The organism is Bacillus sp. AR8-1, from assembly GCF_008042345.1.
GTDB lineage: Bacteria > Bacillota > Bacilli > Bacillales > Bacillaceae_G > Bacillus_A > Bacillus_A cereus.
On record NZ_QNUB01000032.1, the window covers coordinates 1 to 14,928 of the forward strand.

The following is a 14,928-nucleotide window of genomic DNA, read 5'->3' on the forward strand; positions in this document are numbered from 1 at the left end:
TCTTCTTTAGGCTTTACTATTTCTTGCGCTTTTACTTCTTCTTTGACTTTTGCTTCTTCTTTAGGCTTTACTATTTCTTGCGCTTTCGGTTCTTCTTTAACTTTTGCTTCTTCTTTGACTTTTACCTCTTCTTTAGGCTTTACTATTTCTTGCGCTTTCTCTTCTTTTTTAACTTTTACTTCTTCTTTGACTTTTAACTCTTCTTTAGGCTTTACTATTTCTTGTGCTTTCGTTGTTTCTTTCGCTTTTGCTACTTTCTGCGTCTTTACTTCTTTCTTTTCTTTAACTGATTTTTGTACTTTCGCTACTTGCTTCGTTTTCTCTTCAGTTTTCTTTTCAGTTGGTGCTGTACTTGATAGGAAAGAAACGTTTGCATAAGCAGTTTTTCCTTTATACTCAAATTGCAGCCATCCGTCTTTTACTTGATGCGTTGATTCAATTACATCATCTTTTTTTAGTCTGCCAAGAATTTCTGAATCCGTGTTTGCTTCAGTGCGTACATTTAACAAATTCGCCGTTACATGATATACATCTTTTGTAAACTCCGAACTTACAAACACTTCTTTACCATTCAACTCAATTTTTGACCAGCCATCTTCGGTATTTATGACTTTTAACTCTTGCCCATTCTTTACTTTTTCGACCACTTTTGATTCTGTAGTCGGTTTTTCACGTACGTTAAGTACATCTGCTGTTACAATTGTTTCTGCGGTAGCAGTTGTGGTAAACGCTCCCAATCCAAAAACAGTTGCTGTTGCTGCGCCAATTACTTTTTTCATATTAACCTCCATTAAATTTTTTTGAATTTTATCAAATGCCTCCGTAAAATTGTATAATTTTACATAATATCAAAACATTTGCAACAGTATATTAATATTGTTTAATATACTGTTATTAAAACTCCTTACTCCAATACTATCAAATTCTCATTTCTAATTCTATATATTATAAATCTCCTTATCTTTTATAAAAGCTCCATACCCTTCTTCACACTAAATAGTTGTGGCAATTCCCGCCAAAAATAAACTTACGATTGCTAAAATTTGAGTAGCAACAATAGCCCCTCTTAAATGAAACTTATAATCTTTATATCCTTTCATACCTTCCGTACTAGGAATCACAACAAACCTTGGAGTAATCCAGCAAAAAATTAGCAAATCAATTATAAGTAAATCTACTAAATTGAAAATCATTAAAATACCAAAAGTGTGTAAATAGGCATCCATATACATTAACTTTTCATGCTTATGTAGTATATATGTAGAAACGAAAGGACTACCGAAAAGAATAGTATTATATACAATATTAAAATAAATGCTTTGCTTTTTTTCATGAATCGATTTTGGAAAAACTACTTTTTGAATATCTTTCGGATAATCAGTTAACGAAAGTCGAGGATTATAATATAAGGACCCTAAAATCATTACAGATAGTACAATAGACATGATGACACCAACGTACATCATTTGCTCAAATTGATTCATATACTGTATTCACCCTTTTCTGTAATTACTATGATGGTCATTCACTTAATTACATATTGTATGTACGTACATAATCAAAAATTAACAACTAGCTTTAATAGCAAAGCAAAATTGTTGCAATGCAAATGCAAATTTAATACAGTGGAAGCCTAATTGATACAGATAGGATTGGTGAAACCTATGAAAATTGAACATATTGCAATTTGGGTAAATGACTTAGAATGTATGCGTGATTTTTATATAAAATACTTTAATGGTAAAGCAAACTCGTTATACCATAATGAAATGAAACAATTTGAATCTTATTTTATTACGTTCGAATCTTGGAGCAAGGCTTGAACTTATGCGTAAAAAAGGGGGTGAAAATAAGCCTAATTTAAACATAACTGGCTATGCTCATATGGCTTTTTCTGTCGGTAGTGAAGAACGAGTGAATGAACTGACAAAGGTGATAAAAGATGCTGGTTATCCTTTATTAAATGGACCACGTTTTACTGGAGATGGCTATTATGAAAGTGTAATAGGTGATCCAGAAGGCAATCAAATAGAAATTACGATTTAACTTACCCTTTTTTACCACCTCCATATTTTCCCACGGATTAGGCGGTGCTGTTGCTGAGGTGCCAAATGGGGCAACTGCTTACTTTTACCGAAAGCACTATCAAACATGTCAATATTCGCTACTTGGGAGCAAACAGAAGGTGCTGGTGGAAGTATTCGATGGGTTGAAGACTTCCGCTTGGCAATGCTTCCATTTACAAAAGGTGTCTACGTTAATACGCCTGACCTATCCATTAAAAATTGGCTAGATGCATACTTCAGTTGTAACTTTGACCGATTAATGAAAGTAAAAGCGAAATATGATCCGAAAAATGTTTTTAACTTTCCGCAAAGTATTCCGCTTTTTTAAAATATACACTCCACCTAATCTATCTAAATGCAAAACATCCATTTTTAAAAATGGATGTTTTGTAAAAAGAAGTTTACATAATATAATTATCAATTGCTTATACCGAATAACTATTCAATCATCGAAAGTAAAAGGTTCTCAAGCTCTTTTTTAGACAGCATACTATCATTTATATACACTTGATATGCATTTCTCCCTTCCCTTGCTGGCACAACTATTTTCATAGCCCTTACATTCGATTCTTTATACTCACCGAATGTAACGTCATAGCCATTTAATTTATATTTCTTTATATCTCCAGTAAAATTAGGCCCTCTTTCAGATGGTTTATCAAATGGTCTATCAATAAAGTAATCTTTATATTCTCCTTCAACAATTTCTAATTGATAAATTGTAAAACCTTTTTGTACAACTTCTACTAATTCACTTCGTGTTTCTTTATGTAAAATAGCTTCATCCATTATGTAAGGCCGATCTTGTTCATACATTTTCTTCTTTTCAAAGATTCGAAATCGTCGCCACGATTTACGACGCCAATCCTGTACTTCCTTGACAACTAGTCCATGTAACCAAAAACGAAATGAACGATTTATATCATAGTTTGTTATGGACTTCCACATATTGATGTACACTTCATTAACTATATCGTCTACATCTTGGTTTTGACTTCCTACTAAAAATACTACTGTTCTATAAATATCTTTACATGTATATTCATAAATAATTTGAAAGGCTTCTTGGTCCCCAGACCCCATTTTATATAGCCATTCCTTTAATTGTACTTCATCAAAAGCTCCGTTCCCCTCTCATGATCTTTCACACTATATTCGCTCGTTTTTCACAAAAAGTTCATTTTACATGAAAATTTATTTATTACAATAAAAATATAAGGTATATTTTTATGAAAAGGAGGAATTCAAGAATGAATACAGAGGATAAAATTTACGCTGAAAAAGTGTTAAAAAATCTCTTTATCGGATCACAAGTTGATGGATTACAATTTGGTATTTCTTCAGGCGCTATAAAGATTCAATTTACAAACTTTCACGACTCCATTGATTATGACGAGCAATTATATATCAATATCGAATCAAAATGGTGTTTATTTAATAAACCTCAAAAAAGATACCCATTAAATGAAGATGAATTTGAAGTTTATTCTGAGGAAGAAGAATATGAAAGAATATTTAAGATAAGAAGACAAAAAGTTACCGATATACAACTTGGCTTAGAAAGCCCTCATTTAATTATTACATTAGATAGTGGACAAATTATTTTTTTAAATGGTTTTCATGATTATTATGAATGTTGGCAAGCTGGTGTCCTATGTGAGCAATGGCTTGTAGTCGCTGCACCTGGGAATGAAATCGCCACTTGGACTCCTGATGAGTTTATCGATAAATAAACTGTTTTCACGAAGAAAAACCGAAAATATTTTATGAACTACATAACTATTTCTATTACACTTAAACGAATAGACATTTTACTTTAATAGAAATCATTTTATTAAATTTGAAAGGATAATAATGATGGCATGTGTCCATGATTTTGGAATAATTGACGAATTTAATTCTCAAAAAAGTTACAATGATTATACACCAGAGAAATATCATTGTATTTCTGTTAATGATGATATTATCAGTAGTTTAAATCAAAATTTATCAATTATGAAAACTTACTTTCATACAGTCAAAAATCAAGAACACGGTTTAGCTTATTACGGTATTACAATTATCCCGCCTGAATCATTAGCAATATTCTATGAAACAGTTACATCTTCAAAGTTCTTCAAAAATTCTGATGAGCTGATTGAATTAGCTTCAAAAATTGAACAAGCTACAGCAGAACAGAAGTACATGATCCATTATGGGGTTTAAATGTAATACAAAAAATGCTTAGGATTTCTCCGAAGCATTTTTTGTATGTTACTAATAAATTTATTTCCTTAACCATTTAGTCCATGATTGAGCCTATGGCCCCACCTTTTACAAGTGAGGGCACCCCTATTAATCTAAATAGGCGTCTCATTTCCAATCTTCCAGCTAAACCATTTCCCATGCCCTTCTGTTTCTCCAACCGTTTCACGATATTCGTTTCCGTTAATATAATAATCAATATGAAGGTCACGATCCCACATGTTGTTATAAAGGTGGAATACATCACGTTTTGCGCCAATTTCTTGTATTTGTTTTTCTAACTTATGTTTTACTTGTTCTGGTATTTGATTTGCGACGTGTGTATGGAAAATACAAATAACAGCTTCTTCACTTATTTGTTCAATAATAGATGATAATAGCTCTACACCGTCTCCTTCTATTAATTGGACAGATTCATTTTTCACTAAAGATGCAGCTTGATCAAACATCTCAAGCCTTTCTTTATGTTCTGGCCAAATTAAAGCACGTAACCATAAATAATCTTCCTCATTATGTAAATCATTCACATGTAAGTCCAGTCCGATTCTTTCTACGACAGATGGGCTTTCTTTTAGAAAATGCGGTACATTCTCCCCTCTTATTTCAGAAGTTACATGCACATTTGAATTTATATTTCCGTACATTTCATCCGTCCCGTACGAATAACGATATTGGTCCCAGAACAGTTGCAACCCAGAACTTGTCCCAATTTCAATTAACGCTAACGGCTTCTTCACTTTGTTAAATATGTAGCAGAAACTTGGGTATAAGTATGCGCACCGTCTTACTTCATTTGTTTGAACGAGTTTCGTTTGTAACAAAGTAATGATTTCTTCTCGGTACTCTTTACAGAAATCTTTAAAATGATTAAAAGCTTTATCTAAATTTGTATCAGCATTTTCAACTAAACTACTATAATACGTTTTTAAATGATGTTCTTTCCCTGCTAGCAATAAATAATGTACTGCACCTAATAGTAAGTTTGGGACTGGTTGACCTACCTGAGCATAGGACGATAGTGTAAGTACTTCCTCATCTTCAGCAATTTTCATTGATAAATATTCATATAAATCACTTGACCCTTTACATTCCTTTATTGAAAAGTTTCGAAATAAGTTTGAAATTTGTTCTTTTGTACACATTAGAGTCCCTCCTTTTTATTTTTCGGAATAATCTTACCATTACAGAAAGAATAATCCTATAAAAAGGTACTCGATTTAGTCGCTTAAGGATACGTAAGCTTTTTCGAGATAATTTCAAACTGTAATTTTTTTCTATTTACCACCTTAAAAGAGCTTGTTAAATAAGATTTTTAGCGAATAAAACGTTAAATAGTTTAAAATTATCAGATAACACTAGATATTTTAGTCTATTAATTATTATAATAGAGTATGAGATGGTTATATAATTGAGACAAAAAAGGTATACACCTAGGTGGGGCCTAGGCGGTGTTTCTCTTTTACGGCTTAGACATAGAAAACACCTACACTTTTTTGCCAATATAGGGGATGGAGAGATTATCATGAGCAACATGCAGCAAAAAACAGACGTTATCTTAATTGGTGCAGGAATTATGAGTGCAACGTTAGGCTCATTACTAAAAGAATTAGCACCAGAATGGGAAATTAAAGTTTTTGAAAAACTCGCAAGTGCCGGGGAAGAAAGCTCTAACGAATGGAATAATGCAGGTACAGGGCATTCTGCGCTATGCGAACTGAACTATACTTCCGAAAAAGCTGACGGATCTATAGATATTAGTAAGGCTGTAAAAGTGAATGAGCAATTCCAGCTTTCAAGACAATTTTGGGCATATCTTGTAAAGAGCAAATTAATTCGTAATCCACAAGATTTTATTATGCCACTACCTCATATGAGTTTAGTACAAGGGGAAAAAAATGTTGAGTTTCTAAAAAACCGTTTTGAAGCGCTTTCAAAAAATCCACTGTTTCAAGGAATGGAATTTTCTGATGCTCCTGAAACATTAAAAAAATGGCTTCCACTCATTATGGAAGGTCGCACATCTAATGAACCGATGGCGGCAACGAAGATTGACTCTGGAACAGATGTTAACTTCGGTGCATTAACACGTATGTTGTTTGATTACTTAAAAACAAAAAATGTCGAGCTAAACTACAAGCATAGTGTCGAAAATATTAAGCGCACGAAAAATGGTTTGTGGGAAGTAAAAGTACACGATATGAATAGTGGTAAAATTGAGCATCATACTGCTAAATTCGTCTTTATTGGCGGCGGTGGCGGTAGCCTACCTCTACTTCAAAAGACTGGTATCCCTGAATCAAAGCATATCGGTGGCTTCCCAGTAAGTGGACTATTTATGGTATGTAAAAACCAAAAAGTTGTAGAGCAGCATCATGCGAAAGTGTACGGTAAAGCTAAAGTTGGCGCTCCGCCAATGTCTGTACCTCATCTAGATACGAGATATATAGACAATAAAAAAGCTTTACTGTTTGGACCATTCGCAGGCTTCTCACCTAAATTCTTAAAAACTGGCTCAAATCTTGACTTAATCGGTTCTGTAAAACCGAATAATGTCTTAACGATGTTAGCCGCTGGTGTAAAAGAAATGGGACTTACAAAATACTTAATTCAGCAAGTTATGTTATCACATGAAAAACGTATGGAAGAATTACGCGAATTCATTCCGAACGCGAAAAGTGAAGATTGGGATATTGTAGTTGCTGGACAACGTGTACAAGTAATTAAAGATACTGATGCTGGCGGTAAAGGAACACTTCAATTTGGTACAGAAGTAGTAAGTGCAGCTGACGGCTCAATCGCCGCATTACTAGGCGCATCACCAGGTGCTTCTACTGCTGTTCACGTCATGCTTGAAGTATTAGAAAAATGTTTCCCAAGCCGCATGGTAGAATGGGAAGAAAAAATAAAAGAAATGATTCCTTCATATGGCATTTCACTAACTGAAAATCCAAGATTGTTCCAAGATCTTCACACTTCGACTGGTCGTACACTTGGATTAAACGAAAAAGAAACTGTTCATAATTAATGAAGAAATAAAAAAAACGTCCGATATATTCGGACGTTTTTTTTGTCTACTAAAAATTATACTTATCAATATTATCTTTCGTAAATATAACTCGTTCTGGCAATACGATAATTCCGTTTCCTTCTGCCTCATAATCATATCCTTGAATGGAGTTTGGCTCTACTTTCACTTTTCCGATTCCTTTTACTTCAAAGCTATCCCCTACTTTTAACTTCTTTCCTTTTACAACAATCTCATTTGCTACATAAGTTGCCAACGCACCTTGCTGTTTGACATCCCATAATCCGAATTGTTGTACTGTTCCTCGTTTTACATAATCACGCATAACGTTCGGTGTAGAAAATCCAGTTACCACTACTTTTTTATCCATTTTTAAGTTTTCAGCTGCTTGCGCCATGGCTGGGAGTGCTGTTGCATCTGGACAAATAACTGCGTTAATATCTGGATACGTTTTTAATATGTTCTCCCCTACGGATAAAGATTTTTGTGCATTATTTTCACCGTACTGCGTCGTTACAATTTCCCAGTTCGGATATTTCTTTTTAATAATTTCTTTCGCTTTCGTTACCCATTGGTTTTGATCCGTTACTGTTGGACTAGAATAAAAGAACGCTACTTTCCCTTTATCTCCAATTTGCTTGGAAGTCATTTCAATTAATAAGTTAGCAAGTTGGTCTGGTGTCCCTTGACTTATATAAAAAGAACGGTCTTTTGGATTCACATCAGAATCCCACGTTAAGACAGTCATTCCTTTTTTCTTAGCACGTTGCAATGATTGCGATAAACCATCAACTGATGTAGAGGAAACCATAAGTGCATCATAATTTTGGTTAATAAAATTATTTATATACTTTACTTGCCCTGATACACTCGCTTCAGACGGCCCATCATATTTCACTTGTACGCCTAGCTTATCTCCCATCTCCTTTGCTCCTTCACCGCCCGATGTAAAGAAGCCAACTCCAGTTAATTTCGGGATAAATGCAAATTTCACATCATCCGCTTTTTTCTTATCTGCCGTTTGACTGGAACAAGCGATTAAACCGATTAAACAAATACATACAATCAATACAATCCCTAGTTTTCTCTTCATGACATTTCCCCCTTATGCCAACTCTGTCTTTTCCCCGCTAAAAATTGATGTAATCTGAAATGTCTCATAATAACTGAAAGAATAAGGATAATACCTATTACGACATTTGATTGTTCATTTGTTAAGCCTGTCATTTGTAGGCCATATTGCATAAGGCCTATAAAAATACTTGCAAGTACAGTACCGAAAATACTTCCTTTTCCACCTGTAATAAGTGTCCCGCCTAATACGACTGCTGTAATGATTGGTAATATTGTTTCACTTCCTATATCAGCACGTGCAGAACCGAAATATGCAGTTAAGAAAACTCCCCCTAATCCACCTCCTAACCCAGAAAGTATGTAAGCAATGATTACTACTTTCTTCGTCTTAATCCCGGTGTATTTTGCTGTATTTTCGTTCGCACCTGTTAATTTTACATGGCGCCCGTATATAGTTCGGTGAAATAATACAGTATATAAAACTGTTAATACGATCAGTAGCCATAATAAATTCGGTATTCCTATAAAACTACCGTTTGCCAGTTGTACAAATGTGTCAGGTAAACCGCTTATTCCTTCATACCCAGAAGCACCTGCTCCTCCTGAAATGACGAGTGCAATTCCTCCATATAAAAACATCGTTCCGAGTGTAACGACGAGTGGTTCTACATCTGTCATTTTTATAATGAGTCCGTTTAAAGCGCCTGCTAAACAACTAATTATTAGGGCGATTATGACAGCAAACAAAATAGGTATTCCGTTCATCCAAAGTACACCAATCAAGATCGAAGTGAGCCCCATTATTGATCCGACCGATACATCAATTCCTCCTGTTACAATAACGAAAGTCATTGGTATCGCCGCAATTGCGATAAATAGGAAATCATTTGTACTAAAAAGGAGATTACTAATATTTAAGAAATCACTATTTATAAAACTAAAAAGGATGAATTCTATAAGAAGTAATACAATTAGAACCCCTTCCCATCTATATACATACTTCATAGATTCATCCTCCTTTCTGCCTTCCACTTTTTCATAACACTATCTAATATGATGATAAGTAATAATAAAAAACCTGAAATAGCATTATTCCAAAATGCTGGTATTTTTAAAAAGACGAGTGAGCTACTTATTGTTTCTAAAAATAACGCTCCTAATGCAGCTCCAAATAAAGATCCTGTTCCTCCTTTTAAATGAATTCCTCCTAGTACAGCGGCTGCGATTACTTGTAATTCTAATCCTGTACCTGTTTGATTTGGGACGAACCCGATATTCATAACAAATATGCAACCAGCGAGCGCAGCGCTTATGCCTGAAATCATAAACGCATATATCTTCACTTTATTAACAGGTATACCAATAAGCCTCGCGCCATCTTCATTATCACCTACCGCATAAAAGTATCTTCCCAATGGCACTTTTCTTAAAAAGAAGTATAGTAGTAGTAAAATAATAAAAACGAACCATACAGTTATAGGTAAACCAAGAATGATGATAGATGACAGCTGCTTAAAATCGTTTGGAATATCTTCAATCCACTTCCCGCCTGTGAAAATTAACATTGCACCTCTAATAATTCCTAACATGCCTAATGTCATAATAATGGCTGGTACCCGAAACTTCGCAACTCCAATACCATTTACGAAACCGATAATGGCCCCAAGTATAATAGCTACAAATATCGACAAGAATGCACTATCCCCATTCGTTAACATCATTCCGCAAACTGCTGCACTTAACCCCATGCTTGAACCAACTGATACATCTATATTTTTCGTAAATAAGACGAACGATTGACCGATTGCTAGCACGACTAAAATAACGCTTGATTTCATCAGTAAAGATAACGAGTTAAATTGAATAAAACTAGGGTTTATCATTCCTACAATAGCTATATAAATTAGTAGTAACAGTATGATAGACGTTTCATGCATTTTTAACATATGTTTCATTCCGCTACACCTCCGTATGCAAGGCGTGTAACTTCATTCACACTCAGTTGTTCTTTTTCCATATGAGAAACAAATCGCCCATTTCTCATTACATATACACGGTTTACTAATTGGACAATTTCTTCAACATCTGAAGAGATTAATAAAATTGCGAGTCCTTCCCTTTTCATTTTTTTTATCGTCTCATACACTTCAAGCCTTGCTTTCGCATCAATTCCGCGAGTCGGCTCATCAAGAATAATAATTTTAGGATTACATGCAAGATACTTCGCAAGCACGACCTTCTGCTGATTACCTCCTGATAAAGATGCCAGTTCTTTATTCATATTCTGTACAACAATTCGGAACTGTTCTATAAACGAATTAACTAAAGCGCTTTCTTTTTCTTGATTTATAAAAAAGCGATTATTTTGATATAAACTTGCTGCTGCAATATTTTCTTTAACAGAAGCAATTGAGAAAATTCCATTCCTCGCCCTATCCTCTGGCACATAAACTAGTCCTTCGTCTAGCCTTTTATGCAAAGAACACGTATCAATTGATTTTCCACCCAATAAGATAGACCCTGATTTTATAGTTTTCAATCCAAATATCGCTTCTGCTAATTCCGTTCTGCCAGATCCTATAATGCCAGCAACACCTACAACCTCACCCGCATGTACAATGAATGATATATTTTCGAATCCGTGACCATTTATATCAACCACTTCTAATATTTTTTTCGTCTTTGCTGTCTCTTGAACTACTTCTATTTTCTCTTTCTGTTTATATCCTTTTGGCAATAGTCCTTCCATCAGCATGTCATATGTATAGTCACATACATCACCTTGGCTTACAACCATTCCATCACGTAGTATTGCTACTTTGTTTGCAATTTCAAAGATTTCTGGAAAACGATGCGTAATATAAATCATCCCAATTCCTTTTTCTTGCAAGCTTTTCATCAGCACAAAAAGACTCTTAATTTCATGAGTTGTTAATGTCGATGTTGGCTCATCTAAAATAAGAATCTCAGCGTCTCGTATTAATCCTCTAATGATTTCTACTAACTGTTGCTGCGCAATGGATAACGATCCTCCCTGTTCATTAAGGTCAATATCCCAACTTAAACTGTTAATTAATTGCTGAACTTTTACTTTTAGTTTCTTTCTATTCCCCTCTAATCCAATACATATATTTTCTTCAATGGTCATATGAGGAAAAATGAGCGGTTCTTGTGGTATTAAATAAATCCCTTCTTGGTGTGCTTCTTTTGGATTTGCAAACTGCTGTCTCTTTCCTTTCACATACATTTCTCCACTATCATACGAATATAACCCCGTTAATATTTTCATTAATGTCGATTTCCCGGCGCCATTTCCACCAACTAAAGCGTATATATCACCATGATCTACTTGTAAGTTCACTTCCTTTAGCACAAGTTGATTCGAAAACGCCTTACTCATTTTCTTCACTTGTAATAAGGGCACATTCTCCACATGATGTCACCTGCCTTTACCCAGAACATTTTTTGAGAAAATGATTATTTGTTCTACTTGTTTTGTAGCATTGTATATTCCTTTTTTCATATCTAGAACACTTTTTTCAATGTACTATTAATCGTTTCAACTGGAATAAACAAAATATGTGACACATATGTTTAAGCATTGGTCAATTGTTGAAAGGGATGAAGAGTATGTCACAGCTGAACTTTGAAGAAAATTTATTAACTAAAGTAGCCTGGTACTATTATAAAGATCAATTAACACAACAAGAGATTGCTTCACTTCTTCATATTTCAAGAAATAAAGTCGTCCGGTTATTAGATAAGGCACGCAGTGAAGGTATCGTTACATTTCACGTAAAAGGAACCGGTTTGCATTGCTTGAGCATTGAACGTGACTTAATGAAAAAGTTCCACTTAAAAGATGCTTTCATTATCCCTACTCCAATAAACAATTATGCTACTTCTCTCGGAAAAGCCGCTGCACAATATTTAGAGACTCATCTCCAACAAGGTGATTTACTCGGCATCGGCTGGGGTGAAACGATAAGTAAAATGCTAGAAAACATTCATTTTGAAAGTTCTATTAATCTTTCATTCGTAACGCTAACAGGGGGAGTAAACCACTATCTTTCAAGAAAACAAAACTATTTACACTACATGCAAGGTGATCTTCATATTATTCCTACTCCTTTTCTAGCATCTTCTACTGAAATGGCACGAAGTATTTTATCAGAACCAAGTGTGAAAGATATGCTTCATGTCGCTTCACTTGCACATACAGCAGTTGTCGGTATTGGCGGGTTATCTCAAGACGCTACAATTGTAAAAGAAGAAAAATTAACGCTACGTGAAATGACATATATTCGAAGTCAAAACGGGGCGGGCGATATTTTAGGACAGTTTTATAATACGAATGGTGAGTTATTAGAGCTCTCGCATCATAATCGTCTAATTGGCACACCACTTATGATTCTTCGCAACATGAAGCATGTCATTGGTGTGGCTGGAGGTACACAAAAGATAGATGCCATTTATGGGGCTTTAAAAGGGAAATTTATTCATACATTAATTACTGATGAAGAAACTGCGCTCTCCTTATTAAGAAAGGAAGGTGATTCTTAATGTCTACTTTATTAGCTTTCGATGCTGGTACAGGAAGCATTCGAGCTGTTCTTTTTGATTTACATGGCAATCAAATTGCAGTAAGCCAAAAGGAATGGGTTCATAAAACTGATCCTCGTTACCCCGGTTCTATGAATTTTGATGTAAAAGAAAACTGGCAACTTGTACAACAGTGTACGAAAGAAGTTCTGCAAAAAAGTAATATACTTCCCTCTTCTATTCAAGCTATTAGCGCTACAAGTATGCGAGAAGGTTTTGTTTTATATGATAAAAATGGGCAAGAAATATGGGCATGTGCAAATGTTGATGGCCGTGCATCCGCTGAAGTTAGTGAGCTAAAAGAAATCCGCTCACATCTTGAAGAAGATTTATACAGAAAATCTGGGCAAACTTTTTCATTGGGTGCTTTACCACGTCTACTTTGGATTAAAAAACATGAACCAGACGTCTACAACAATATTCACTCCTTTACGATGTTAAATGATTGGATTTTGTATAAATTAAGCGGCGTACTGCAAATCGATCCTTCCAACGGTTGTACGTCTGGAATCTTTGATTTACAAAATAGAAATTGGGATAACAATGTCGCTAAAGAGTGTGGTATAACGTTGCCATTTTCACCAAAAGTAAATGAAGCTGGCACTGTGATTGGTAATGTTACAAAAGAGTGTGCAGCACTAACTGGTTTACTTGAAGGAATTCCTGTCGTCGCTGGCGGCGGTGATGCTCAAATGGCAGCACTCGGGACTGGAGTCGTAAAACCAAATCAAACTTTAATATGCGGCGGCAGCTTTTGGCAACAGGAAGTGAATATTACAGAGTCAACAACGGATCCAAATGCGGAAATTCGAGTAAATTGTCACGTCGTTCCGAACCTTTGGCAATATGAAACGATTGCCTTTTTCCCTGGCCTCGTTATGCGTTGGTTTCGAGACGCTTTTTGCCAAGAAGAAAAAAAGCTCGCTGAAAAACTCGGTTTAGACGCTTATGAATTATTAGAAGAACAAGCGAAAGACGTACCTGTCGGTTCATATGGTATTATCCCTACTTTTTCAAACGTTATGAACTACATTTCTTGGCGTCATGCCGCACCTTCATTCTTAAATTTAAGTTTAGACGCTGACAAATGCGGAAAAAAAGAAATGTTCCGTGCTATTGAAGAAAATGCGGCCTTCGTTACACTTGGAAACTTAAAACTAATTGAAAATCTTACTGGTACATTCCCTTCTGAAGTCATTTTTGCTGGCGGTGCCGCTAAAGGGAAACTATGGCCACAAATTCTATCAGACGTACTCGGCATTCCTATAAAAGTACCCGTTGTGAAAGAAGCAGCTGCTTTAGGAACTGCAATTGCTGCTGGAGTTGGCGCTGGCATATATACATCTATGGAAGAGACTGCCGAACAATTTGTACAGTGGGAAAATATATTTGAACCAATCACTGAAAATCACGAGCTATACAAGGAATTCTATGAAACATGGAAAACCGTGTATAGCAGTCAGCTCGCTTTAGCTGATAAAGGACTTACAACACATATGTGGATTGCGCCAGGTGCACTGTAACTCATTTACATAAAGGAGTGAACTGTATGTTAAAAGCGAATGAAAATGATTTCTCCTATCGCTTCGGTGATAACGGGCCGAAATATTTAATACAAGGCCCGAATATTGATCTTGGTCTTGTTGTCATTCAGCCTGGGCAAGAGTTTCAAAATCATTACCATACAACGTGTGAAGAAGTTTTTTATGCGTTAGAAGGTGAAATAGACTTCTATGTAAATAACGAAAGAGTTCCGATTAAACAAGGTGATGTCCTGCAAGTTCGCCCTCATGAATCTCACTATCTAATTAACCATTCTGACAAACCTTTTAAAGCTGTTTTTATAAAGTCACCACATTTACCAAATAAAGATACGGTACAAACGGAAAATCCAACATTAACGAAGGAGTGATTTTG

Annotated in this window: 13 protein-coding genes and 3 pseudogenes; 8 read left to right on the forward strand and 8 right to left on the reverse strand. The window is 35.1% G+C overall.

Going from position 1 to position 14,928, the window contains the following annotated elements; all coding sequences use genetic code 11:
• Together DN400_RS21265 and DN400_RS21270 are read right to left on the reverse strand one after the other, a co-directional pair.
• Window positions 1–779 (reverse strand): SH3 domain-containing protein (locus DN400_RS21265; RefSeq protein WP_147801907.1); only part of this gene is annotated, 779 nt, incomplete at its 3' end.
• Between the two features lie 213 nt (window positions 780–992).
• Window positions 993–1,484 (reverse strand): hypothetical protein, encoded by a 492-nt coding sequence (locus DN400_RS21270; protein WP_001071232.1) that lies wholly within the window; start codon window positions 1,482–1,484, stop codon window positions 993–995.
• A 180-nt stretch (window positions 1,485–1,664) separates the two neighbouring features.
• Here DN400_RS21270 and DN400_RS21275 point away from each other — a divergent pair.
• Window positions 1,665–2,046, forward strand: a pseudogene (locus DN400_RS21275) (VOC family protein).
• A gap of 4 nt (window positions 2,047–2,050) precedes the next feature.
• Window positions 2,051–2,394 (forward strand): annotated as a pseudogene (locus DN400_RS21280) (BBE domain-containing protein); the annotation flags it as partial.
• Window positions 2,395–2,735: 341 nt separating this feature from the next.
• Here the strand turns inward: DN400_RS21280 and DN400_RS29970 are convergent.
• Window positions 2,736–3,149: pseudogene (locus DN400_RS29970) on the reverse strand (sigma factor); the annotation flags it as partial.
• Window positions 3,150–3,316: 167 nt separating this feature from the next.
• Here DN400_RS29970 and DN400_RS21290 point away from each other — a divergent pair.
• Entirely contained in the window at window positions 3,317–3,799 is a 483-nt protein-coding gene (locus DN400_RS21290; RefSeq protein ID WP_147801909.1) for a hypothetical protein, read from the forward strand.
• A gap of 124 nt (window positions 3,800–3,923) precedes the next feature.
• A complete protein-coding gene (locus DN400_RS21295) occupies window positions 3,924–4,271 on the forward strand; it encodes a short-chain dehydrogenase (protein ID WP_097914165.1) in 348 nt (115 codons plus the stop codon).
• Window positions 4,272–4,405: 134 nt separating this feature from the next.
• Here the strand turns inward: DN400_RS21295 and DN400_RS21300 are convergent, their stop codons facing one another.
• On the reverse strand, window positions 4,406–5,452 hold the full coding sequence (locus DN400_RS21300; RefSeq protein ID WP_147801910.1) for a DUF2332 domain-containing protein: 1,047 nt from the start codon (window positions 5,450–5,452) through the stop codon (window positions 4,406–4,408).
• 380 nt (window positions 5,453–5,832) lie between these two features.
• Here DN400_RS21300 and DN400_RS21305 point away from each other — a divergent pair, with 380 nt between their 5' ends.
• Window positions 5,833–7,335 (forward strand): malate:quinone oxidoreductase, encoded by a 1,503-nt coding sequence (locus tag DN400_RS21305; protein ID WP_000069138.1) that lies wholly within the window; start codon window positions 5,833–5,835, stop codon window positions 7,333–7,335.
• A gap of 49 nt (window positions 7,336–7,384) precedes the next feature.
• Here the strand turns inward: DN400_RS21305 and lsrB are convergent, their stop codons facing one another.
• Genes lsrB through DN400_RS21325 form a run of 4 tightly spaced genes read right to left on the reverse strand, consistent with a single transcriptional unit; the run spans window position 7,385 to window position 11,842 of the window.
• The gene (gene lsrB / locus DN400_RS21310) at window positions 7,385–8,428 is read right to left on the reverse strand and encodes an autoinducer 2 ABC transporter substrate-binding protein LsrB (RefSeq protein WP_097914159.1); all 1,044 of its coding nucleotides are present in this window, start codon (window positions 8,426–8,428) and stop codon (window positions 7,385–7,387) included.
• Complete coding sequence (locus tag DN400_RS21315; RefSeq protein WP_141531069.1) at window positions 8,425–9,414, reverse strand: ABC transporter permease; 990 nt, start codon at window positions 9,412–9,414, stop codon at window positions 8,425–8,427. The genes lsrB and DN400_RS21315 overlap by 4 nt, the downstream gene beginning before the upstream one ends.
• Window positions 9,411–10,364 (reverse strand): ABC transporter permease subunit, encoded by a 954-nt coding sequence (locus tag DN400_RS21320; protein ID WP_097846447.1) that lies wholly within the window; start codon window positions 10,362–10,364, stop codon window positions 9,411–9,413. Before DN400_RS21320 ends, DN400_RS21315 begins: the two co-directional genes overlap by 4 nt.
• Complete coding sequence (locus DN400_RS21325) at window positions 10,361–11,842, reverse strand: sugar ABC transporter ATP-binding protein (protein ID WP_147801911.1); 1,482 nt, start codon at window positions 11,840–11,842, stop codon at window positions 10,361–10,363. Before DN400_RS21325 ends, DN400_RS21320 begins: the two co-directional genes overlap by 4 nt.
• A gap of 179 nt (window positions 11,843–12,021) precedes the next feature.
• Here DN400_RS21325 and DN400_RS21330 point away from each other — a divergent pair, with 179 nt between their 5' ends.
• The 3 genes from DN400_RS21330 to DN400_RS21340 are packed head-to-tail and all read left to right on the forward strand — an operon-like array spanning window position 12,022 to window position 14,923.
• Window positions 12,022–12,972, forward strand: coding sequence for a sugar-binding transcriptional regulator (locus DN400_RS21330; protein ID WP_002005323.1), 951 nt, complete (start codon window positions 12,022–12,024; stop codon window positions 12,970–12,972).
• Window positions 12,972–14,534 carry an autoinducer-2 kinase gene (lsrK, locus tag DN400_RS21335; protein WP_147801912.1) on the forward strand — a complete coding sequence of 521 codons (1,563 nt, stop codon included), beginning with the start codon at window positions 12,972–12,974 and terminating at the stop codon, window positions 14,532–14,534. The genes DN400_RS21330 and lsrK overlap by 1 nt, the downstream gene beginning before the upstream one ends.
• A gap of 26 nt (window positions 14,535–14,560) precedes the next feature.
• The gene (locus DN400_RS21340) at window positions 14,561–14,923 is read left to right on the forward strand and encodes a cupin domain-containing protein (RefSeq protein ID WP_000909986.1); all 363 of its coding nucleotides are present in this window, start codon (window positions 14,561–14,563) and stop codon (window positions 14,921–14,923) included.
• Window positions 14,924–14,928 lie beyond the last annotated feature (5 nt).